The 20629-nt window shown below is 62.1% G+C and carries 18 protein-coding genes; 4 read left to right on the forward strand and 14 right to left on the reverse strand.

Going from position 1 to position 20629, the window contains the following annotated elements; all coding sequences use genetic code 11:
- Positions 1 to 78: 78 nt before the first annotated feature.
- The 5 genes from ACR65K_RS09675 to ACR65K_RS09695 form a co-directional block, all read right to left on the reverse strand.
- Positions 79 to 1290: an MFS transporter gene (locus ACR65K_RS09675; protein ID WP_440152500.1), complete on the reverse strand. Its 1212-nt coding sequence runs from the start codon at positions 1288 to 1290 to the stop codon at positions 79 to 81.
- 373 nt (positions 1291 to 1663) lie between these two features.
- Positions 1664 to 2278, reverse strand: coding sequence for a cysteine hydrolase family protein (locus ACR65K_RS09680; RefSeq protein WP_440152501.1), 615 nt, complete (start codon positions 2276 to 2278; stop codon positions 1664 to 1666).
- A gap of 159 nt (positions 2279 to 2437) precedes the next feature.
- Complete coding sequence (locus tag ACR65K_RS09685; RefSeq protein ID WP_440152502.1) at positions 2438 to 3487, reverse strand: 2,3-butanediol dehydrogenase; 1050 nt, start codon at positions 3485 to 3487, stop codon at positions 2438 to 2440.
- Positions 3488 to 3514: 27 nt separating this feature from the next.
- Positions 3515 to 4885: an NAD-dependent succinate-semialdehyde dehydrogenase gene (locus ACR65K_RS09690; RefSeq protein ID WP_440152503.1), complete on the reverse strand. Its 1371-nt coding sequence runs from the start codon at positions 4883 to 4885 to the stop codon at positions 3515 to 3517.
- Between the two features lie 76 nt (positions 4886 to 4961).
- Complete coding sequence (locus tag ACR65K_RS09695) at positions 4962 to 6593, reverse strand: flavin-containing monooxygenase (RefSeq protein ID WP_440152504.1); 1632 nt, start codon at positions 6591 to 6593, stop codon at positions 4962 to 4964.
- Between the two features lie 194 nt (positions 6594 to 6787).
- On the opposite strand from ACR65K_RS09695, the gene ACR65K_RS09700 reads away from it, so the two are divergent.
- A complete protein-coding gene (locus ACR65K_RS09700; RefSeq protein WP_440152506.1) occupies positions 6788 to 8527 on the forward strand; it encodes a helix-turn-helix domain-containing protein in 1740 nt (579 codons plus the stop codon).
- On the opposite strand, the gene ACR65K_RS09705 is transcribed toward ACR65K_RS09700, so the two are convergent.
- The 8 genes from ACR65K_RS09705 to ACR65K_RS09740 form a co-directional block, all read right to left on the reverse strand.
- Positions 8507 to 9451 carry a LysR family transcriptional regulator gene (locus ACR65K_RS09705; RefSeq protein ID WP_440152508.1) on the reverse strand — a complete coding sequence of 315 codons (945 nt, stop codon included), beginning with the start codon at positions 9449 to 9451 and terminating at the stop codon, positions 8507 to 8509. The genes ACR65K_RS09700 and ACR65K_RS09705 overlap by 21 nt on opposite strands.
- Before the next feature lie 89 nt (positions 9452 to 9540).
- Positions 9541 to 10407, reverse strand: a complete 867-nt coding sequence (locus tag ACR65K_RS09710; protein ID WP_440152509.1) for a 3-hydroxyacyl-CoA dehydrogenase family protein — start codon at positions 10405 to 10407, stop codon at positions 9541 to 9543.
- A gap of 2 nt (positions 10408 to 10409) precedes the next feature.
- Positions 10410 to 11216 (reverse strand): enoyl-CoA hydratase/isomerase family protein, encoded by an 807-nt coding sequence (locus ACR65K_RS09715; RefSeq protein ID WP_440152510.1) that lies wholly within the window; start codon positions 11214 to 11216, stop codon positions 10410 to 10412.
- Positions 11216 to 12439 carry a thiolase family protein gene (locus tag ACR65K_RS09720; RefSeq protein ID WP_440152512.1) on the reverse strand — a complete coding sequence of 408 codons (1224 nt, stop codon included), beginning with the start codon at positions 12437 to 12439 and terminating at the stop codon, positions 11216 to 11218. Before ACR65K_RS09720 ends, ACR65K_RS09715 begins: the two co-directional genes overlap by 1 nt.
- 51 nt (positions 12440 to 12490) lie before the next feature.
- Positions 12491 to 13693 (reverse strand): acyl-CoA dehydrogenase family protein, encoded by a 1203-nt coding sequence (locus ACR65K_RS09725; RefSeq protein WP_440152513.1) that lies wholly within the window; start codon positions 13691 to 13693, stop codon positions 12491 to 12493.
- Positions 13690 to 14985 carry a CaiB/BaiF CoA transferase family protein gene (locus ACR65K_RS09730; protein WP_440152514.1) on the reverse strand — a complete coding sequence of 432 codons (1296 nt, stop codon included), beginning with the start codon at positions 14983 to 14985 and terminating at the stop codon, positions 13690 to 13692. Before ACR65K_RS09730 ends, ACR65K_RS09725 begins: the two co-directional genes overlap by 4 nt.
- A gap of 189 nt (positions 14986 to 15174) precedes the next feature.
- Positions 15175 to 15933 carry an SDR family oxidoreductase gene (locus ACR65K_RS09735; RefSeq protein WP_440152516.1) on the reverse strand — a complete coding sequence of 253 codons (759 nt, stop codon included), beginning with the start codon at positions 15931 to 15933 and terminating at the stop codon, positions 15175 to 15177.
- A gap of 315 nt (positions 15934 to 16248) precedes the next feature.
- On the reverse strand, positions 16249 to 16827 hold the full coding sequence (locus tag ACR65K_RS09740) for a PadR family transcriptional regulator (RefSeq protein WP_440152517.1): 579 nt from the start codon (positions 16825 to 16827) through the stop codon (positions 16249 to 16251).
- 48 nt (positions 16828 to 16875) lie between these two features.
- Between ACR65K_RS09740 and ACR65K_RS09745 the strand changes: the two genes are divergently transcribed.
- The 3 genes from ACR65K_RS09745 to ACR65K_RS09755 are packed head-to-tail and all read left to right on the forward strand — an operon-like array spanning position 16876 to position 19874.
- Positions 16876 to 18231 carry an MFS transporter gene (locus tag ACR65K_RS09745; protein WP_440152518.1) on the forward strand — a complete coding sequence of 452 codons (1356 nt, stop codon included), beginning with the start codon at positions 16876 to 16878 and terminating at the stop codon, positions 18229 to 18231.
- A complete protein-coding gene (locus ACR65K_RS09750) occupies positions 18224 to 19222 on the forward strand; it encodes a zinc-binding alcohol dehydrogenase family protein (protein ID WP_440152519.1) in 999 nt (332 codons plus the stop codon). The genes ACR65K_RS09745 and ACR65K_RS09750 overlap by 8 nt, the downstream gene beginning before the upstream one ends.
- Entirely contained in the window at positions 19215 to 19874 is a 660-nt protein-coding gene (locus ACR65K_RS09755) for a 3-keto-alpha-glucoside-1,2-lyase-like domain-containing protein (RefSeq protein ID WP_440152520.1), read from the forward strand. Before ACR65K_RS09750 ends, ACR65K_RS09755 begins: the two co-directional genes overlap by 8 nt.
- 42 nt (positions 19875 to 19916) lie before the next feature.
- Here the strand turns inward: ACR65K_RS09755 and ACR65K_RS09760 are convergent, their stop codons facing one another.
- Positions 19917 to 20147, reverse strand: a complete 231-nt coding sequence (locus ACR65K_RS09760) for a DUF4192 family protein (RefSeq protein WP_440152521.1) — start codon at positions 20145 to 20147, stop codon at positions 19917 to 19919.
- Positions 20148 to 20629 lie beyond the last annotated feature (482 nt).

The raw sequence follows: 20629 nt of genomic DNA on the forward strand, positions 1-20629 counted from the left end.
ACTCTCAAAGAAAGTCCGGTACGCGTGCAATCCATAACAGCCTACGGCCGGATGGATGCCGGGGCGTACAGGGCGGTGCTACCTAACTCCCTTGATGGGCAGGATGACGAGAGCTCCGGCGAGCGCTGCTGCTGCAGCAGCACCCAGCAGCAGGCCATAGTTGGGTGTTGCCGCTGCCCCAACGGTCAGGAGCCAGGCGCCTGCAAAAGGCGCCAGGGACTGCGGCGCTGCATTGGCCATGTTGAAGACGCCCAGATCCTTCGCGGTGCTGTTGGCGTTAGGGAGGACTTCCAGTACCAATGCCATATCCACGCTTGCGTAAATGCCGAAGGCGACACCCAGCAAAGCCTCGACGAGGTAGAACTGTTCAACGCTTTCCACGTGGACGAGGACATACGTACCGACGGCGAAAAGGGCGGTAGCCACAGCGACCGGGAGCTTTCGGTGGCCGGTGCGGTCGGACAACCATCCGGCCAGGTAGCTCGCCGGCACCAGGGCCACCGTATATACGAGCACTCCCATGAAGACTGCGCCGGCTGCCTGGGCTGTTTCAAGGTGCAGCCGGTCCACGATGAAGGGAAGGCGGAATGAAGTGAACATGAAGCTGGACAGGAAGATCAGGAACCTTGACCACCAGGCAAAACCGTAATCGCGGTGCTTTATCGGGTTGACCCAAAAGGACTGTACGAGCTCCTTGGCAGTGAATTTTGCCGGGCGTGTTTCCAGAACGGGGTCTGGCAGGACGAGTGCGTAGATCACCATACCGACGACGCCAACGGCAGCAGGTGCCATGAAGAGCAGCAGCATGTCGGTCGCGAAGAGGGATGCGAACCACGTGGCCGCCAGGATTCCGACGTTTTGCATCACGCCGATAGTGGCAGAAACACTGGCATACTGCTTTTCGGGCAACTGATCTGCCAGGGTGGCGACAAACGGGCTGATGGCTGCGTTGGCTCCGAGCTGTGCGACGAACCAGCCGAGCATTAGTACCTCAGGGCTGGTGGCCTGGCTGATCACGAACAGCGCTGCAGCCATGACAAGGGTGCCGCCGATCAACCACGGCCGGCGGCGGCCGAACCGGGACGTCGTGCGGTCAGAGAGTCGGCCGAACACAGCATTGCCAATGACGGCGGCGAGGGCACCAATACCCAGGACGGAACCGACGATGCTTGTCCGCGACGTGGGATCTTCGGTAAGCGTTGAGACTTTCAAGGCCATCGAGACCATGACGGGTCCCAGGAGGGCAATGAACAGGGTCAGTTGGGCAAGTGCCAGGGCCGCTATGAACAACGGTCCTTTGGGTTCTGTAGGCCTTTCTCCGCATGCTAGGCCGGTGGGACGCTGCCCGCGCGTGCGGGGGGCAAGGACGTTGTGGTTTCCGATGGACATCTATGTCTCCGAGATTTGGGCGCCGGAAGGCGAAGTGCAAGGTTTGCCGTAGCTAAATAGCTAATAGTGACTATTCATTATTACGGTACTGTGCGCTTCGCCACAAGCTCTGGTCGGTGACATTTTGTGACGAAAACCTCAAGGCGCGAAGAAGGGTGGCCCGCCCTTGGCTGGCCACCCTCCTTGTTCCGCGGCAAAACGGTCGTAAGCCCGGCGCCCAAGGTTTTACCCTGGCCCGGAAAGCCGGGCGGTGGAGCTGCTGAGGGGCCAGGCCCTATGCGTGGAGCATTGCCCCGGTAATCTCCGCGGTCGTCCGGAACTCGGCGATGTTCGTCAAGGCATAGGACAGTGCCGCCGCGTGCCAGTCTGCGTTGATGCTTGATGTTGCGTCCGTCGCGAGGACCGCTCGATAGCCGTGGTCTGCCGCGTCACGCACCGTGTGTTCCACGGCCATGTTGGTCCAAACTCCTGCCACGACAACCGTATTCACTCCCGCGTTCCGCAGCAGCACGTCCAGGCCGGTGCCGTTGAAGCTGCTCATTCTGTTGCGGATTAAGACGGGCTCGTCCGGAAGTGCCTCTAAGCCTTCCAAAGCATCTGCGCCCCAGGACCCCAGTTTCAGTGACTCCGGGCCGATCATCTGGAAGATGGGGGCATTGGTGCCGCCATACTTGCCGCCAGGGTAGAACACGATGCGGTTGTGGATGACCGGCATTGAATTGCCTCGTGCCCACTCGAGCAGCTGCCGCACGTGGGGGACCAGGCCCTGCTCACGGGCGTGGTCGGCTGCCCCAAAGGAGGCGAAAGCGCCCTCCGGATGGGCGTTGTCATTCTGAAGATCTACCAGCAGTAGTGCTGTATTGCCGGCAGTAGGGGGAACGTTGGCCATGGAGTCTCCTGTTTCGTATTGCTCGGGGGATCGGTTGGAATACCTTAGTCTGAAACCCTCGATTCGAGGTATTTTATTCCCGCGCAGAGGAAAAGCTGGGCCCGCAGTGGCGGGCCCAGCTTTGGTCATCCTCTATCAACGCAACGCGTGGCGCTGGGTTCAGCCCGCGGGGTCCACGAGTAGTTTCATTTTTCTGCCTGCGCGGAGTTGCTCGAAGCCGTGTTCGACGACTCCGGTGAGGGGTATGTCTTCGACCCATCCTGTGGTGTTGTAGTGGTCCTTGGCCATGAGGTCGATGACGGCGGAGTAGTCGGCGCTGGTGTAGCAGATGGTGCCTTGGATGCGGCGTTCCCTGAGGACAAGATTGATCAGGGGGGTTGGCAGCGGCTTTTCGTAGATGGCCACGCTGATGAGGGGGCGGCGTTCCCCGAGGCATTCGAGGGCTGACTTAACAGCGGGGGCGACTCCTGCGGCGTCAAAGGCGGCGTCTACTCCGTCGCCGTTGGTCCGGTCGGCTATGAGCGCCGTGACGTCCTCCTTTGTTGGGTCCAGGGTGCGGGCACCGAGGGCCTCGATTGACTTGCGGCGCGTCTCGGAGGGTTCGACGACGTCAATTTCTGTGAGTCCCATTCCGCACAGGGCAAACCAGAGGCCGATGCCGATGGGTCCTGCTCCGTAAATGAGTGCCCTGCTTTGATCGTTGACTTCTCCCAGGGTGGCTGCGTGGTAGGCAACGGACATCGGTTCGACGAGTGCCCCCATCTCAAGGGTGACATTGTCGGGAAGCTTATGGACTTGGTTGACGGGGACGACGGTGTATTCAGCCATGCCACCATCTGCCATCAGTCCATGGAAACCGATCACGTTGCACAGGTTGTAAAGGCCCGTCCTGCAGGGCCGACATTCGCCGCACCGGTAGATGGGCTCCACGACGACGCGGTCACCTTGATGGACTTCGGTGACACCCCGGCCGACTTCCGTGACCACCCCTGAGAATTCGTGGCCCAGTGTAAGGGGCAGGCATTTGCCTGTGAGCGGATGTGGCGCGCTGGGCGGGATGAAGATGGGGCCGTCGTAATACTCGTGGAGGTCAGTGCCACAGATGCCGTTACGGCTGACTTTGATCTTTACCTGGCCCTCGCCCGGAGTGGGTTCCGGGACGTCCTCGATTTCAACTTTGTTCTTGCCGTAGTACACCGCTGCGCGCATAGCGCCTCCTCGAATGTGTGTCCAGTTCTAGATGGTGCGGACAAGCTTTTTATTGGCGAACTCGTTCAGGCCGTACTTGCCCAATTCCCGGCCAATGCCCGAGCTCTTGACGCCACCGAAGGGCAGGTCGGGAGCACTCTTGATAGTGGTGTTGATTCCCACCATGCCCACTTCCAGGCGGTCGGTGACGTAGGCGGCCTGCTTGTCGTCGTTTGTGAACACGGCGCTGCCGAGGCCGTAGGGCGAGTCGTTGGCCAGTGCGATTGCTTCATCGACGGAGTTGACCCGGTGGAGTACGGCTACTGGTCCGAACAGTTCTTCGCGGTACGCGCGCATGTCCGGAGTGACGCCGGACAGCACGGTGGCCGGGTAGAAAGAACCGCGGCCTTCGGGGATATACCCGCCAAGGTGGACGGTGGCCCCCTTGGCTACCGCATCGTCGACCTGTTCGGCGAGTTCTGCCCTCGCTTGGGCGGAAGACATCGGACCAAGACGGGTGTCCTCGCTCATGGGGTCACCGATTTGCCATTCCGCTGCCTTTGCAAGGAACGCGTCAAGGAAAGAATCCCAATTGGCGGAGTCGACGATCAGCCTCTTCGAGGATGTGCACGCCTGGCCGGCATTCCCGAACCGGCCTGCGGCAGCCGCGGCGGCAGCCTTGTCCACGTCGGCTGAGGGAAGCACCAGGAACGGGTCTGACCCTCCGAGCTCAAGGACGCATTTCTTCAGGTGCTGTCCCGCCAGCGCGCCGATGGCGCTGCCGGCCTTTTCGGAACCGGTGAGGGATACGCCTTGCAGTTCCGGGCTGGCGATGAGGTCCGCCACCTGACCCGACGTGGCGAATATGTTCTGGTAGACCCCGTCAGGCGCACCGGCGGCACGGATGATGTCCTCGATCCGCAATGCCTGCTGCGGGCAGTTGCTCGCATGCTTGAGCAGAATCGTGTTTCCCAGCAGCAAATTAGGGGCGATGAACCGTGCTGCCTGGTAGTAAGGGAAGTTCCACGGCATGACGCCAAGGAGCGGCCCAATGGGCGCTGTTCGAACCAGGGCCCGGCCGGCTCCCGCGATATCCAGTTCCTCGTCTGCGAGGAGTTGTTCTCCGGAGGTGGCGTAGTACTCAAAAATGGCGGCGGACAATTCGACTTCGGTTCTTGCCTGCGAGATGGGCTTGCCCATCTCCAGCGCCATGAGCTTGGCAAGGTCGATGGAGTGCTGCCGGTGCAGGTCCGCTATCCGTTGCAGGAGGGCGCAGCGTTCGGCGAGGTCCTTTGCATGCCAGGACTGATAGGCCTTGTAGGAGCGCTTCAGGGAAGCCGCCACCTCCGAGTCGGTCATGGTGTCAAATTCCTGAACCACGATGCCACTCGTCGGATCAACAGTTGCATATTTCTTCATTGAAAGACTTTCATCATGTTGGGGCAGCCCGGGAAGGGTGGCTGGCCTTGTCCTTCCCGGGCTGCCAGCGACCTTTTCAGGCAGGAGCCAGGATGTCCGCATCGGTTGCGAAGTTCGGGTACTTGTTCGAAGCTTCGTCGGAGAGGATGGACCGGTACTGCTTGATCCCGCCGAGGTAGAACATGACGGCGCGCTTTTTGCCCGGAATGTTAGCGCCGAAGATCCATGATGCTGCCTGGGGGAAGAGCGTCTGGTGGGCAATGTCGGAGCAGGTTTCAGTCCAGTCGGACTCCGTCTGGGCCTTGGCCTCAATCCATACCCTTCCCGAGGTCGAGACGTGATCGATGGTTTCGCTGATCCACTCGACCTGCGCCTCGATTGACGGCGGCAGGTTGGTGAAGGGGCCGTTCGGTCCCAGGATCATGAACATGTTGGGGAAGCCGTTGGTTGCCATGCCGAGGTAGCTGGTCGGTCCGTCAGCCCAATGTTCCTTCAGGGTTTCGCCCCCACGTCCGCGGATATTGACGCGCACGTAGTTGCCGTCCACGGCGTCGAAGCCCGTTGCGCAGATGAGTACGTCCAGTTCGTGAAGGACGCCATCAGCTGTGACGATGCCCTCTTCAGTTACCCGCTCGATGGGGTTTTCCTTGACGTTGACAAGGGATACGTTCGGCCGGTTGAACGTTTCGTAGTATCCGGAATCGCACAATGGCCTGCGGGCGTAGAGGTCGGTCGGCGTCAGCTTACGGCGTGTTTCCGGATCCTTGACGATCTCGGCAATCTTGCGACGAATGAATTTCGCGGCTTCTTCGTTGGCCTCAGGGTCCGTGGCAATATCCGAGAAGGTCTCGAACATGAAGCGGAAACCGCCTCCTTCCTCCCAGACCCGCTGGTAAATCCGCTCCCGTTCTTCGGGGGAAACGCTGAAGGTCGGGACCGTGCTTTCTTCGAAGCCCATGGCAACGGTAGAGTTCCGGACCTGATCCCAGTTGGCCTCGAAGTTCTCCCGGTGGGCCCTCTGCTCCTCTTCCGTGAGCTTGCGGTTGCCTGCGGGAACGCTGTACTGCGGCGTGCGCTGGAATGACGTCAGATGAGCTGCGATCGGAGCCGTGGCCGTGATGACTTGGTTGCCTGTGGAGCCGTTGCCGATGACACCTACCCGCTTGCCGGTGAGATCCAGGTCCTCGGGCCAAGCGCCCGTGTGGACCAAGCGGCCTTTGAAGGTTTCCATGCCCGGAAACTTCGGCAGGTTGGTGGCAGAGAGCAGGCCCAGCCCCGTGACAAGGAATCGCGACTGGAAGGTAACCCCGCGGTCCGTGCGAACGGTCCAGATTCCTGCAGCCTCGTCGAACTCGGCCTCCGTCATTCCGGTTTCAAGCTGGATATGGCGGCGGAGGCTGTATCGGTCGACGACCCCGTTCAGGTATTTGAGAATTTGAGCCTGGGGGACGTACTTGGTGTCCCACGGAGTCTGCTGGTACAGCTCACGGTCAAAAGAGTACTGGTAGACAAAACTTTCAGAATCGGAAAGGGCTCCCGGGTACTTGTTCCAGTACCAGGTGCCGCCAACGCCTCCGGCCCGGTCAATGGCCACAGCGTTAAGGCCGAGCTCGTTGCGAAGCTTGTGCAGCATGTAGATGCCGCCGAAGCCGGCTCCTACGACGAGTGCGTCGAGCTGCTGGGTCTCGTTAGGGACGACTTTGTCCATGATGGTGCTCCTCCGGCTAATAGGACGGTGTGAGATAATTCACTTCGTGTAACCAGTCTGCGGCGGCGGAAGAGGGGCTGAGTGTTTCAACTTGAAACACTGGGACGGGGCCCGAAATACCGGCTTTGATACCCGGAGAGCAATAATTGTCGCTGCTCGCTTGCCCGGGAGGGATGAAACTGCAAAGGTGCAACATGACTGATCCAGTGCGGGAGGCACGTGAAAAACTAATTCGTGCCGGACTAACGGGGGTCTACCAGGCAGACGAATCGGTTCCGGACCTTATCGTCCGCAGTTGGCGCCGATCGATCGGCAGCGCCGTTGAAGCCTCAGGGCCTGCACAACGGTACCGCGACGTAGATACCGACACACTCCTGGGCAAGGCTGCTGTGCCGGTACTTGACCGCTGGCAGCATCAACTGGAAGACACCGGAACTACCCTGTTCCTGAGCGATCGCGGCGGCAGCATCGTCGACAGGCGGACGAGCGACAGCAGTGAGCGCCGGCGCTTGGACAACATGCATGCAGCTGAGGGGTTCGACTACTCCGAGGACGCCATCGGTACGAATGCCCTGGGCACGTCGATGGTGGAAAAGCGGCCAGTGTTCGTCAAGGGAAGCCAGCACTACAGCGACGCGTTGGCAACGAACGCCTGCGCGGCCGCCCCCATCTATACGCCGGCTGGTCTTGTGGTGGGTTCGATCGCCTTAGGTGGGCCAATACAAGCGGCAAATCCGATCATGCTCTCGCTGGCGCGGGAGATCAGCCAGCAGATCGAGGAGAGGCTTCGAACCTCTGCGCGGCCCCAGGACCTTGCGCTGGCGATGTCGTTCATGCGCTTTACCAGTTCCCAGCGGCCCACGGTCGTGCTGGACCACGAATCGATCCTGGCCAATACCCCGGGCCTGCCGTATGTGAATGTTGCTTCCCACGTCATGCTTTGGGAAGTGCTCAACGCCCATAACTGGTCTTCCTCGCCGACGCTCAGGCGCGAACTCGAGGGAACGATGCTCGAAATCGCGGCACGCAGGGTCAGTGACGGGCCGCGGGTTCATTTTGTTGTTCACTTCTCTGAGCTGGAGCCATCACTGCGCGGCGGACCAGCCGCGCCCGGCCTGTTGAATAACGGTGCGCGTTCCGTGTCCGGTCCCCTCGTGGCCGCCCCAGGGCAAGCGATCGCTGTCGTCGAGGGGCCAGTCGGCACCGGACGGGCGACGGCAGCCCTGGACCTTCGAGCGACGTGGGGCAAATCGGGCCCAGTCGAAGTATTCGTAATGTCGGCTGAAGTGCCTACGCCCTGGGACCAGGTCGAGTCACTTTTGCAGCAAGGCAAGGATGTCCTCCTACGCAGGCTTGAACACGCCGGCGGCGACGACTTCAGTGTGTTCTCCAGGATCGTGGATGCGGTGCAGAGGAGATGGACAGTTGGTGATCGTTCCGGAAGCCTTTTGGTCACGGTGTTCAGCGAAGACGCGTCCCAAGGAGTCCAGGCCTTCATAGACGCCTTGGGGATTAGTGTGCGGACGGCGCCACTGGCTCAAACTCCGGAACGCATTCCGGGGATGGTGACAAGGATTCTCAATGAAGTCGACGCTGGGTCGCGGCACACGATGTCCCCGGCTGCGTTGCAGTCCTTGGTTCAGTGGAACTGGCCCGGCAATGTGGCCGAGTTGGCAAGGACTGTCACCGATCTGGTTCGCTCGGTCAATGCTTCGGTCATCGAAAGACGGCATCTGCCAAAGCATCTTCAGCAGGCGCCTCCCCGGCGCCCCCTGTCGCTGATGAAGACTGCTGAGCGCGATGCCATTATCAAGGCCCTTGATGCCACCGGTGGTAACAAGTCGGAGGCAGCGGATTTGCTAGGAATGGGCAGGACGACGCTTTACCGCCGTCTCCGTCAGCTCGGTCTCGATTCAGGCGAGGCGACTATGTGAGAATTCAGCTTCACCTGTGGTGATCTGGTTTCTGGAAACCTTACTCAGGTTCATGACTTCGTGCAGAACAGCCTTGACTGCAGGATTCGTATCGTTCGGGCGCCAGGCGGCTCTGAGGTCGACGTCTGCGGTGGCGTCCGCCAGGGGAACGAAGACTACGTGTGGATCGGTCGCACTGTCTGCCACCGATGCCAACGTCAGGTGGCACCCCACTTCCGCGCTGACAAGAGCCAACGCTGTCTGCGTGTCGGGTGCCACCTGGATGACATTGGGAACAAAGCCGTTGTCGCGTGCGAGCCGACGAAGCCGGTCGGGCAACACCGCGCCTTCGTAGGACGGCAAGGAGATGAACGCTTCCGCGGCCAACTTTGCGATCGCTAACCGGCGCGCTCCTGCCAGCGGATGCGTGTCGGGGAGTGCGATCACCAGGGAGTCCCGCAGCACAACTTCCGATGCGATTTCGGCCGGAATCACATCCCACCGTCCGAAAGCGACATCGGTCTCGCCCTGCACCAGCTTTGTCATGGCGGGTTGGGCGAAGTTTTGGCTGGAAAGGTCCAGCTGTATGCCTGGCCGTTGTGCCCTCACCAAACGTGCCAACCGCGCAACCAGTTGATGCGTGGAGGCGCCCGCGAAGGCTATGCGAACGAGCCCGGATTCGCCGCCATCCGCCGACCGGACCGCGTCTTCGGCGCGGCGCAGGGCATCGAGGACTTCCGTAGCCGGACCCACAAGCGCCCGACCGCTGGACGTCAGTTTCACAGATCGGGTTGTCCGGTCCAACAGCCTCGTATTCAGCTCATTTTCGAGTTGCTTTATGGTCCGGCTCAGGGGCGGTTGCGCGACGTGGAGCCTCTCCGCGGCCCGGCCGAAATGCAGTTCTTCCGCCACGGCAAGAAAGGCGACTAGCTGGTTGATTTCCACAGCATCCCTTCCCTCATTATTGAGTTTAGAGTATCACTCGAGCTTGCCCAGGCAGACGGAAAGTAAGAATCGAGCGGTGAAACGGTTCTCTAACTCCAGTTGAAGAACCCCGTTCCGGTCTTGCGGCCGAGCTCGCCGCGGGCCACCTTCTCGCGCAGGATCTGCGGGGGTGCGAACCGTTCCCCGAGGGTCTCATGCAGGTATTCGGCGATGCCGAGCCGGACGTCCAGGCCCACGATGTCCGTGGTCCTCAGCGGCCCGGTGGGGTGCTTGTAGCCCAGCACCATAGCGTTGTCGATGTCCTCGGCGGAGGCCACGCCTTCTTCGACCATCCGCATCGCTTCCAGGGAGATGGCCACGCCCAGGCGGGATGAGGCGAACCCTGGGGCATCATTGACGACGACGGCGGTCTTGCCGAGTGCCTCCACCCAGTCGCGCGCCGCGGCCGCCAGCGGCTCGGAGGTCTTCTTCCCCACGACCACCTCGATGAGCGTGGAGGCCGGGACCGGGTTGAAGAAGTGCAGCCCGAGGAAGTCCTGCGGACGGTCGAGTTCGTCAGCCAGGCCGTTCACGGACAGGGACGACGTGTTGGAGGCCAGCACGGCACCGTTGCCGAGTTCGGCCTCGACGGCGCGCAGGGATGAGACTTTGAGGTCCCACAATTCGGGCACGGCCTCCACCACCAGTTCCCGGTCACCGAAGGAGGCGTAGTCCGTGGTCACCGACAAGCGGGAGGTGTAGTCGGCCGCCTCGCCTGCCAGGCCGCGGGCCAGGGACCTGTCGACGGCGTCCTCGACGCGCCCGCGGGCCGCGTCCGCAGCTTCCTGGTCACGCTCAACGACAATGACGTCGGAACCCTTGACCAGGAAGGCGTGGGCGATGCCGGCGCCCATCCGGCCGCCGCCGAGGACACCAACCTTTGAGGGGAGTCCGGCGGGAATTGCGGGGATGCTCATATCTACTTCTTCTTCCGGTCGAGGAATGCCTGCATGCGGTCAAACTTGGCCGGGGATTCGAAGAGCATGCCCTGGGCCAGGGTGTCGATGACGGGGTGGACTTCCCGCGGGGTGTGGAACACGGATTTGGTGATGCGGACCGCCAGCGGGTCCTGGGCGGCGATGGAATCTGCCAACGCGTGCGCGGCGTCCATCAGGGTGTCCGGATCAACGAGCTCGGTGATCAGTCCAACGGCAAGGCATTCCTGGCCGGTGAGGACCTTGCCGGCGAGCAGGATGTGCTTGGCGAGCGGCTCGCCGACGAGTTCCTTCAGGCGCCAGGTGGCGCCCGCGGCTGCAAGGATGCCCAGGTTCGTCTCGGGGTTGCCCATCCTCAAATCGGGCGTGCCGATGCGGAAGTCGGCCGCGTAGGCAAGTTCGGCGCCACCGCCAAGGGCGTACCCGTCCAAGGCGGCGACGACGGGCATGGGCAGTCCTGCGATCCGGTCGAAGATGCCGGAGTTGATTCCGGCCAGTGCGTCGTCCCGGCGGCGTTCACGCAGCTGCGCAATGTCGGCGCCGGAGGCGAAGATGCCTTTGGCTCCGGTATCCGGGTTCCCGGGCGTGCCTGAAAGGATCAGGATTTTCGGGGTCCGCTCCAGGTACGCGCACACCAGGTGCAGCTCATCCACCATGGCCTGGTCGATGGCATTGCGGACGTCCGGCCGGTGGAGCCGCACCGCCAATCGGTCTTCCCGCTCCTCAATCTGCAGCGTTGCGAAACCCGCGGCACCCAACTCCGCGCCGGCGGCGTACGTCAATTCCGTCATCACAGCCCCTCCAGCAGCAGCGCCGTGCCCTGCCCGACACCCACGCACATGGTGGCGAGGCCCAGCTTCCGGCCCTCGGTGACTTCGCGATCGAGGCGCCCCAGGAGGGTGATGACCAGCCGCGACCCGGACGAGCCGAGGGGATGTCCCAGGGCGATGGCGCCGCCATCGTTGTTCACGATGCCGGGCTCAAGCTTCAATTCGCGCATGCAGGCAAGCGCCTGCGAAGCGAACGCTTCATTGAGTTCGACGGCGGCCAGGTCGCCCACAGCGAGTCCGGTCCGGTCCAGGACCTTGCGGGTTGCCGGGACCGGGCCGATGCCCATGATTTCCTGGGCCACGCCCGCTGACGCGCCGCCGAGGATGCGAGCCCGGGGCGTGAGGCCGTACTTCTGGACGGCGGCCTCGGATGCGACGATGATCGCGGAGGCGCCGTCGTTGAGCGTGGAGGCGTTGCCGGCGGTGACTACACTGCCGCCCTTCACCACGGGCCGCAGCCCGGCCAGGACGTCGCGGGTGGTTCCGGGGCGGGGGCCTTCGTCCGTGTCCACGATAGTTTCGGCGCCCTTGCGGCCCTTGACCGTCACGGGGACGATCTCGTCAGCGAAGTGCCCGGCGGTGATGGCGGCCAGGGCGCGCTCGTGGGAGCGGACGGCGAACTCGTCGCAATCGTCGCGGGAGATGCCGTAGACCCGGGCCACTTCTTCGGCGGTTTCCGGCATGGAGTAGGTGGCCTTGCCGTCGCGTGAGAGTTCGCCGGAGACGAAGGCGGGGTTGGGGAAGCGCCAGCCGATGGACGTATCGACGACGGGGCCTGGCTTGGCGAACGCCTTGTCTGGCTTGTCCATCACCCACGGTGCGCGGGACATGGATTCGACGCCGCCGGCCACCACGATGTCCGCCGCTCCTGCCTTGACCATGTGGGACGCCATGATGATGGCGCTCAGCCCAGAGGCACAGAGGCGGTTGACGGTGATGCCGGGGACGGTGTCCGGGAACCCCGCGAGGAGCCATGCCATGCGGGCCACGTTGCGGTTCTCCTCGCCGGCGCCGTTGGCGTTGCCGAGAATCACCTCGTCCACGGCGCCCGGGTCAATGCCGGCGCGTTCGACGGCGGCGCGCACGGTGAGTGCGGCGAGGTCGTCGGGGCGGATGGAGGACAGGGCGCCGCCGTAGCGGCCGACGGGGGTGCGTGCCCCGCCGATCAAGAAGGCCTCAGGCATGGGTGTTCCAATCATGGGTGTGTGATGTGCTGTTTTGTGCCGGATTACGGTCTAGTTGAACGCGGAAATTCCGGTGATGTCGCGGCCTACGATGAGGGCCTGCATCGAGTCGGTGCCTTCATAGGTTGAGACGACTTCCATGTCGGTCATGTGGCGGACAACATGGTTTTCCAGCAGCAGTCCATTGCCGCCCAGCAAGTCCCGTGCTTCGTTGCAGATCCACTTGCCCTTTTGGGCGGTGGCCATCTTCACCATCGAGGCCATGGCGTTGGTGAGCTTGTCCTGGTCGGCGAGTTCGGCCATGCGGGTACAGAGCAGTTGCATGGTGGTCAGTTCGCTGAGCATGTTGGCCAGCCGGTGCTGGACCAGTTGGTAGGAAGCGATCGGTTTTCCGAACTGGTGGCGGCTGAGCGCGTAATCCGCTGCAATCTCGAAGGCTGCCATGGCGTGGCCCACCGCCTCCCATGCCGCGCCGCCCCGTGTTGCCTGGAGCACCCGGGAGACATCGCGGAAGGAATGGCACAATTCCAGCCTGTTGGCGTCGGGGATCCGCATTTCCGTGATTTCGATGTCGGCCTGGAGGATGGCACGCTTGCCAACCTTGCCAGAGATGACTGTGGGGGAGTAGCCCTCGGGGTACCGGCCCGCGGCGTCCTTTTCGATAACGAATGCGTTGACGTTTCCATCTGCCGTGTTTCGAGCGAACAGGACGATGACGTCGGCGGCGTGGCCGTTGCCGATCCAGCGTTTGCGGCCCGTGAGCACCCAGGAGTCTCCGTCGCGCCGGGCCGCGGTCTCCAGAGCCACGGAATCCGAACCGTGTTCCGGTTCGGTCAGTGCGAAGGCGCCGGTCTTTTCAATCCTGGCCAGGGGCGGGAGCCAGCGTTCCCGCTGCTCGGCGCTGCCCAGGAGGTTAAGGGCGCCCATGCAGAGGTTTGAATGGATCCCGAGGAACGTGTTGAGGCTCCCATCGGCGCGGGCCATTTCGCGTGCCACCATTCCGGCGGCTTTGCGGCTCATACCGGGGCAACCGTAGCCCTTGATCGTGGTTCCTATGATACCCAGCCCAGCCAACGGTTCGAGCAGTTCCTCGGGAAATTCGGCTTTTTCCCAGTAGGCGTTGATAACCGGAAGTACACGGTTCTCGGCAAACGCGCGGACCTTGTCGCGGATAGCGATCTCGTCAGCAGTGAGATCGTCGTCCAAACGGAAGTAATCAGAGGTTGCCGTCTGCCGGTCGGCTGTGGTGGTCATCGTTGAACCTTTCGTTGTGATGCGGATGCAGGCCGCCGGTGTGTTTTGGTTTGCTTTCCCGTCTCAAGCCAGGCAAGAACCTGGTCCCGGTTCCCGTCATGAGCTGGGGGAACGAGGTCGTAGCTGACGGGTGTCTCCGAGAAAGTGATCGGATTCCGGACGGTGGGGATGGCATCCCTGCCTTGACCAATGGTGACGACGGGCTCCAGTCCAATGCGTTCAGCGAAATCGAGCCCTTGGCGAACGTCGTTGATCGGGGCGCAGGGAATTCCAGCCCGGGTGAGAACGTCGAACCACTGTGTAGAAGATGCTTTGCTAAGGGCCGCCTGCAACACAGGCCGGAGTTCTTCGCGGTTCAGGCTGCGGGCCGGCGCCGTTGCGAACCGGGCATCGAGGCTCACCTGCGGGAGGTCAAGGGTTTGGCACAGCTTGCGGAACTGGGGATCGTTGCCGATGGCAATGACGATGTCGCCTTCGCCCGTGGGCAGCGGCTCGTAGGGGTAGATGCTGGGATGTTCGTTTCCCAGCCTTGTCGGGAGGGTGCCGCTCAACAGATAGCCGGCGGTCTGGTTCACCATTCCGGACAGCGCGGATGACATGAGGTTGACTTCGATCTGCTGCCCCCGGCCCGTTTGCGACCGCTCATGAAGGGCGGCGAGTATCCCGATGGCCGCGTGCAGGCCGGTGATCACGTCGAACACGGCAACACCCGAGCGGTATGCCGGGGTATCGGGTGCGCCCGTAAGGCTCATCAGGCCGGACAGCGCCTGGACAAGCAGGTCATATCCCGGAAGTGAAGCACCTCCTGCCGTACCGAAGCCGGTGATGGATGCATAAATCACTTCTGGATTCGTTTTTGCCACGGAATCATAATCCAGGCCGTACCGTTCCAGGCAGTTAGGTTTGAAGTTCTCAACCATGACGTCGGCCCGCTGGGCGATGTCCTGGGCAATCCTGCGATCATCCTCGTCCCTTAGGTCCAGGGCGATAGATCCCTTGTTGCGGTTGATCGACAGGTAATACGTGGACTCGCCGTCCCTGACAGGAGGCTTCCACGCCCGGGTTTCGTCGCCGTCAGGGCTCTCGATCTTGACCACCGTTGCGCCCATGTCTGCCAGCAGCATGGTGCAGTAGGGACCGGCCAGTACGCGGCCGAAATCAGCAACCAGTACACTGGACAGGGGGCCGCTTCCCTTACGGCCGAAGACGTCGGAAGCCGGCACCTCGTCAAGGGACGTGTGGCTGCCGGCCATCTGGGGCCAGTCGAGGTTAGGGCTGGTTTGAATCGTCACGGCTCTCCTTTGAATGCTCGTCGATGCATCAACCATCCCACCAGGCATTACCTCTGGTCCAATACTTATTCCGGGCTGTATTGATGTTCTGTTGGGAATAATTGACTGCCGCTTCTAACGACAAGGGCATCACCGAACCGTGGCTCGGTGATGCCTCTGTCGTTGGTGCGTTGGCTTTGCTCTGGGAAGCTACACGAGGACCATGCCGCCGTCGATCATGACGACCTGGCCGGTCATGTAATCGGAATCCTCCGATGCCAAGTAGAGTGCCGTTCCGGTGACGTCCTCGGGTGTGCCGGCGCGACCGGCAAGTATCGACCCTGAAAATTCGTTGAAGGCCTGCCCGGGCGCGGAGGTGTCTCCGAGCTCCATGATGTCGAGGTCGAGCTTGCGCCACAGTGGCGTGTCCACCACGCCCGGTGCAAAGGCGTTGCACGTGATCTGGTGTTCGGCCAGTCCCCGGGCTGCTGCCTGCACCAGCGCGTTGACCGCGAACTTGCTGGCGCAGTAAGCGGCGAAGTTTGGGTATCCCTGGCGACCTGCGATCGATGACGTGAGGATGAGCTTGCCCCCGGTCCCCTGCGAAATCATTTGTTTGGCCGCTTCCTGCTGGCAGATCAAGGAGCCGAGGCCGTTGACATCGAGGGTAGCCCGCCAGTTTTCCTCCGTCACATCCAGGAAATGGAGGGGTTTGATGATGCCGGCAATAGCGAACATGACATCCAAGCCGCCGTATGCCTCAACGCCCGCTGCGACTGCGGCCGCAACGTCCGCCCGATTGACCACGTTGCCGGAAGTCGAAATTGCTGTGCCGCCTGCGGAAACGATTTCATCCCTTGCTTGATTGGCCGCCTCAGCGTTGAGGTCAAAGATCGTCAGCTTGGCCCCCTCTTCCGCCAGGCGCCGGGCAACCGACCGGCCCATTCCGCTACCTGCGCCGCTGATCAATATCCTTTTACCGTCAACTCGTCCAGCCATTGCTCAAAACTCCTTTGTTTGGGTGCCCGTGACCTGCGGGAGTCCTTCCCGGCTTGTCCGTAGCAGCTGCATCAGTCGTGCCGCTTGTCGGAACCGGGAGGGAGGCCACCGTAATCCCACCTCGGATGTTGGCCGCCGTGGGTAATCCGATGGCGTTTCCCGTGAGTCTTCACGGTATTGCGCCAGGTTGCCCGAGGGGAAATACCAAAATTGGCCGTATTGATGCATATCGGGCAATAAACATGACCGTTTAGGGAGCGGTAGAAACACCCATTGTGAGGGCTCCTATTTCGCGGAGGCACCCAGGGTACGGCGGAGCCAAGCTATTTCCGCCCGGCTCGCTGCTTTGCCAATGGCCAGCATTCCTTGGCGGTAGATGTCCTGGATATCCGCGCTTCGCAAAGGTTTGCCGTTTTCGTAGAAGAAGCTGGCGGGTGCCTCGAGGAATTTCAGCCGCCGCTCGAGTACCTCGTGCTGGTCTTCGACGTCGGGAAGTTGGGACAGGAAGGCAAGGATCACCATAAACCGCCCCAGGTCGCTGACATCTCCGCCCGAAGCGCTGCGAAGCCGTTGCTGAAGGTCTTCCCGGCCCTTAGGGGTGAGTTCGAGTGTGTGGCGCTGGGCCGCGCGCCCGTTCTCGATGCGCTGCACAATGGCACCCGCTTTGATGAGCCTTTGAATGGCGGGATACAGGCTCCCGTCACTGATCTCCTTTGCGAAACCGTAGAGTTCATTCATCTTGCGCCGGAGTTGGTAACCATGGAGGGGGCCTTCGGCGAGGAAGCCCAGGATCATCAGTTCGAGCACGACAACAATGCTAGCGGATGGGAATACATCGAAACGAGGTAACGTTCCCTGATGCATACCTCGTTTAGAGGTATTGCTCCGTTTTCGCCGTCGAAGGATCCTCCCATGCCGTCTTCGCCCATGCCCCTTGTGGCTCAAGCCACCGTTCCCCGGGGCCGGCTCGCTATCGCTGTTGTCTCCACCGTGGTGGAATGGTACGACTTCACGTTGTTCCTTTACCTCAGCGCCGTCCTTTCACGGGTGTTCTTCGGTGACAGCCCCACGGGGGTCCTTATGACACTTGCAACGTTTGCCGTTTCCTACCTCCTCCGGCCGATAGGCGGCCTCGTCTTTGGATACGTGGGGGACCGTTGGGGCCGCCGGCCCGTTCTGCTGGCATCCATGGCGTTGATGCTGCTGGCCACACTGGGCACTGCTGTCCTGCCGACCTACGCGCAGATTGGTGAATCCGCCGCGGCCTGGCTTCTCGCACTGAGATGCCTGATGTCATTTTCGGTGGGTGGTGAATACACGGGCGTCATGACCTATCTCCTGGAAAGCAGCAGCCCGGGAAAGCGTGGGCTCGTCACCTCACTGGCCGCCGCGGCGAGCGAAATCGGAGCGCTGCTCGCTGCCGGTGTCGCAGCGGCCACCATCGCTGCCCTTCCTGCGGCACAGATGGATGCGTGGGGTTGGCGGATTCCATTCATTGTCGGCGGTCTACTCGCTGCCTTGATCCTCTTGCTGCGCACCGGCCTCCACGAAACCCCGCTCTTTGCGCAGAGCCGCGCAGAGGAAACCCGGGAATCGATTCCACAGGTTGTGGGGCGGCAATGGCGGGCCATTATCCGCACCTTCGTCATCTCCGGGCTTGTTTCCGCAACGTACTACGTAGGCATTGTCTACCTGCCCACATACCTGGTTTCCGTTCAGGGCTGGGCCGAATCTTCCGCGCTTGCCCTGGCAACGCTTTCCGCCGCCGTCGTGGTTGTTGCCTCGCCGGCCGCCGGCTGGTTGTCCGACCGATACGGGCGTCGCCGGACCCTGCTCGTCCTAGCGGTGGCGGCCGTTCTTCTGCCCGTTCCCATGTTCGCTGCCGCCGGTTACCCCACCGCACCCTTGGCCATTGCCGCCGTCGTGGTTCTTTCGTGCCTGGCCGGCAGCCTGAGTGCAGTGGGCGCATCAGCAATTCCGGAGCAGTTTGTCGTCAGGGGCCGCCTCACCGCGCTGGCAATCGGCGGGACCATTGCCACCACCATATTCGGCGGCATCGCGCCCTATGTGGTTCAGTCGCTGACTGAAACCAGCGCGTGGCCACTGGTACCCGGAGTACTGATTGCAGCCGTCGGCGTTGCCGCGATACCCGCAATTCGCCGCGGGCCTGAAACCGCGGGAGGGCATTCCGACATGTCGGCGGCGGACAGTTCACCTGAGCTGGGTGACCTGCAAACCGAATCAAAGGGAGCACACAACCATGCCTGAGCACATGCACGCAATCGTCCTTGACGGCCCGGGAGCGCCCGAAGCTCTCAAGATCCGGGTAGTGCCCCGGCCTGTTGCCAGGCCTGGTTGGGTGCTGATCAAAGTCCACGCTTTTGGCCTTAACCGCTCGGAGCTTCATTTCCGCAGGGGACTGGGCTCATTCGGATCCTTCCCGCGCATCCCCGGGCTTGAAGCAACCGGTGTTGTAGTAGAGGCTCCGGGCGGTGAGGTGGCCGAAGGCACTCAGGTCGCCGCGCTGATGGGCGGCATGGGCAGAACTTTCGACGGCGGCTATGCCGAGTACGTGAGCGTGCCGGCCTCCAGCGTGGTCCCGTTTAGAAGCAGCCTTGACTGGTCCACTTTGGGTGCCGTGCCTGAGATGCTGCAAACCGCACACGGCTCCCTGACAGTCGGCGTAAACGCCGCCCCTGGCAGCAGCCTGCTGATCCGCGGCGGCACTTCATCCATAGGGATGGCCCTGGCCGTCCTCGCCAAACGCCAAGGCATCACCGTGGTGGCCACCACTAGGAATCCAGCCAAAACGCAGGCGCTCCTGGACGCAGGCACGGATCACGTGGTGATTGATTCCGGTTCGATTGCCGAACAGGTACGCGGAATCTTCCCGGGCGGGGTCGGCGGCGCAGTGGAGCTGGTCGGGACACCGACACTTCAAGACACGCTAAGGGCCACCGCCGTCCACGGGACTGTCTGCTTCACCGGAATGCTTTCAGACGAATGGACGGTCAAGGACTTCTATCCGATTGATTTCATTCCGAACGGGGTGCGGTTGACCGCCTACTCCGGTGGCGCCAGCGACCTTCCTGCACCTGTCCTGCAGGAATTCCTGGATGCCGTGGAAGCCGGACGCGTCTCAGTCCCCATCGGCAAGGTTTACAGGTTCGACGAGATCGTCCAAGCGCACCAGGACATGGAGGATGGGTCCGTATCCGGCAAGCTTGTGGTCACAGTGGAGGGACATATTCATGACTGACGTCAACGCGGGCAGCACTTTTCTGCCTTTGGACAGACTGCCAGGGGGAGCTTCGCTGAGATCCGTTACGGCATTTGCCGGCGAGATCGAGGGCCGCAAGGGCCTCCGGGTGGGACTGACCGGCGAGGCGGCAGCGGGGGTCCCCGGAGTCGATTACATCGACCAGCCCACCTTTGTCCTGCTGCCGGCTGCATTTGAGAACGGTGTCATTGAGGTCGACATATTGAGCCGCCTGACTGCGGACGCCCCCGACTACGCGCGTGCCTTCGCCGGTATCGCCTACCGAATTTCCGACGACGCCGACCGCTTTGAGTCTGTCTATGTCCGACCGCTAAATGGCGCGAAGCTCAATCCACCAGGTCCACGTGTGAATCGCGGCGTGCAGTATTTCGCCTATCCCGAATGGGACTTCGAACGCCTTCGCGTTGAATACCCCGATGGCCGCTATGAGGCTCGGGCCGACATCGGCCCGGACGAGTGGATGCACCTGCGCGTCGAAGTGGAGGACCAGCGCCTTCGCGTCGGCATCAATGGGGTGGAGGCCCTGGCTGGGGCTGAAACCAAGGCCATGCCGGCCAGCGGGAAGATTGGCCTGTGGGTCGACATTGGAACCGAGGCGTTCTTCTCCAATCTGAGCATCACGCGCGGCTGATCTGGGGACGGTATCGGCACCCCAAAGCCCGGGCCCCCTGTTCTACGCGAACAGGATGGACGTTGCGGCAGTGTCGCTGGCCAGGTAGTGGGCGACGGTGCGCGCGTAGGGGAGTTCCTGGCCAGCCTGGCGGGGGAGGTCGATGCGGAGCGTGGCTCCGATGCTGTCTTCGTTCAGGGTGATGCAGACCAGGCTTTCCCTTGGCCAAAAGCCTAGGGTATGCCCAATGAAGCTGAGTACGTCTGGCGGTGCATTGATCGTGAGCTTTTCCATGATCCCGGGTTTCCCTTCACGCTGTGTGCGGCCGTGACTTTTGCGGTTGTTGGTTTGTGGGCGTCGTTCTGATAGGGGACCAGCCGCTGGGTTGTGGGGCCGTAGTGCAACTTGGGGGACCGGCAACGGAGGCGAAAACTTCATCCGTGGGGACTCCATCCATGCGGTGTCTTGCCGAAGTTTTTGTTTTCGGGGCCGGCGCGTTAGCGCCCTGGTTACGCGAAGGACCCGCCCAGCGATCATGGGCCATGTCAGAATGACAAGCAGCGGTGGAACGTTTACCTCTCCATCGGAGTCAGCAAGGCAAACGGCATGATTTTCCGCGTGCGCCCAGGGGTGAGGGACTCCAGCAGCGTTGCAGGCCGCTCCATTGCTGCTGGAGTGGGAGTCTTGGTAGTTTCCGGGGCCGACGCGGATCCGGTTGCGCGATCGCGATTCCCTAAACTTCTCAGTATCACTGGCCCCGTCCAGCAGGGGCGAAC

This window comes from Arthrobacter sp. SAFR-179, from assembly GCF_059414945.1.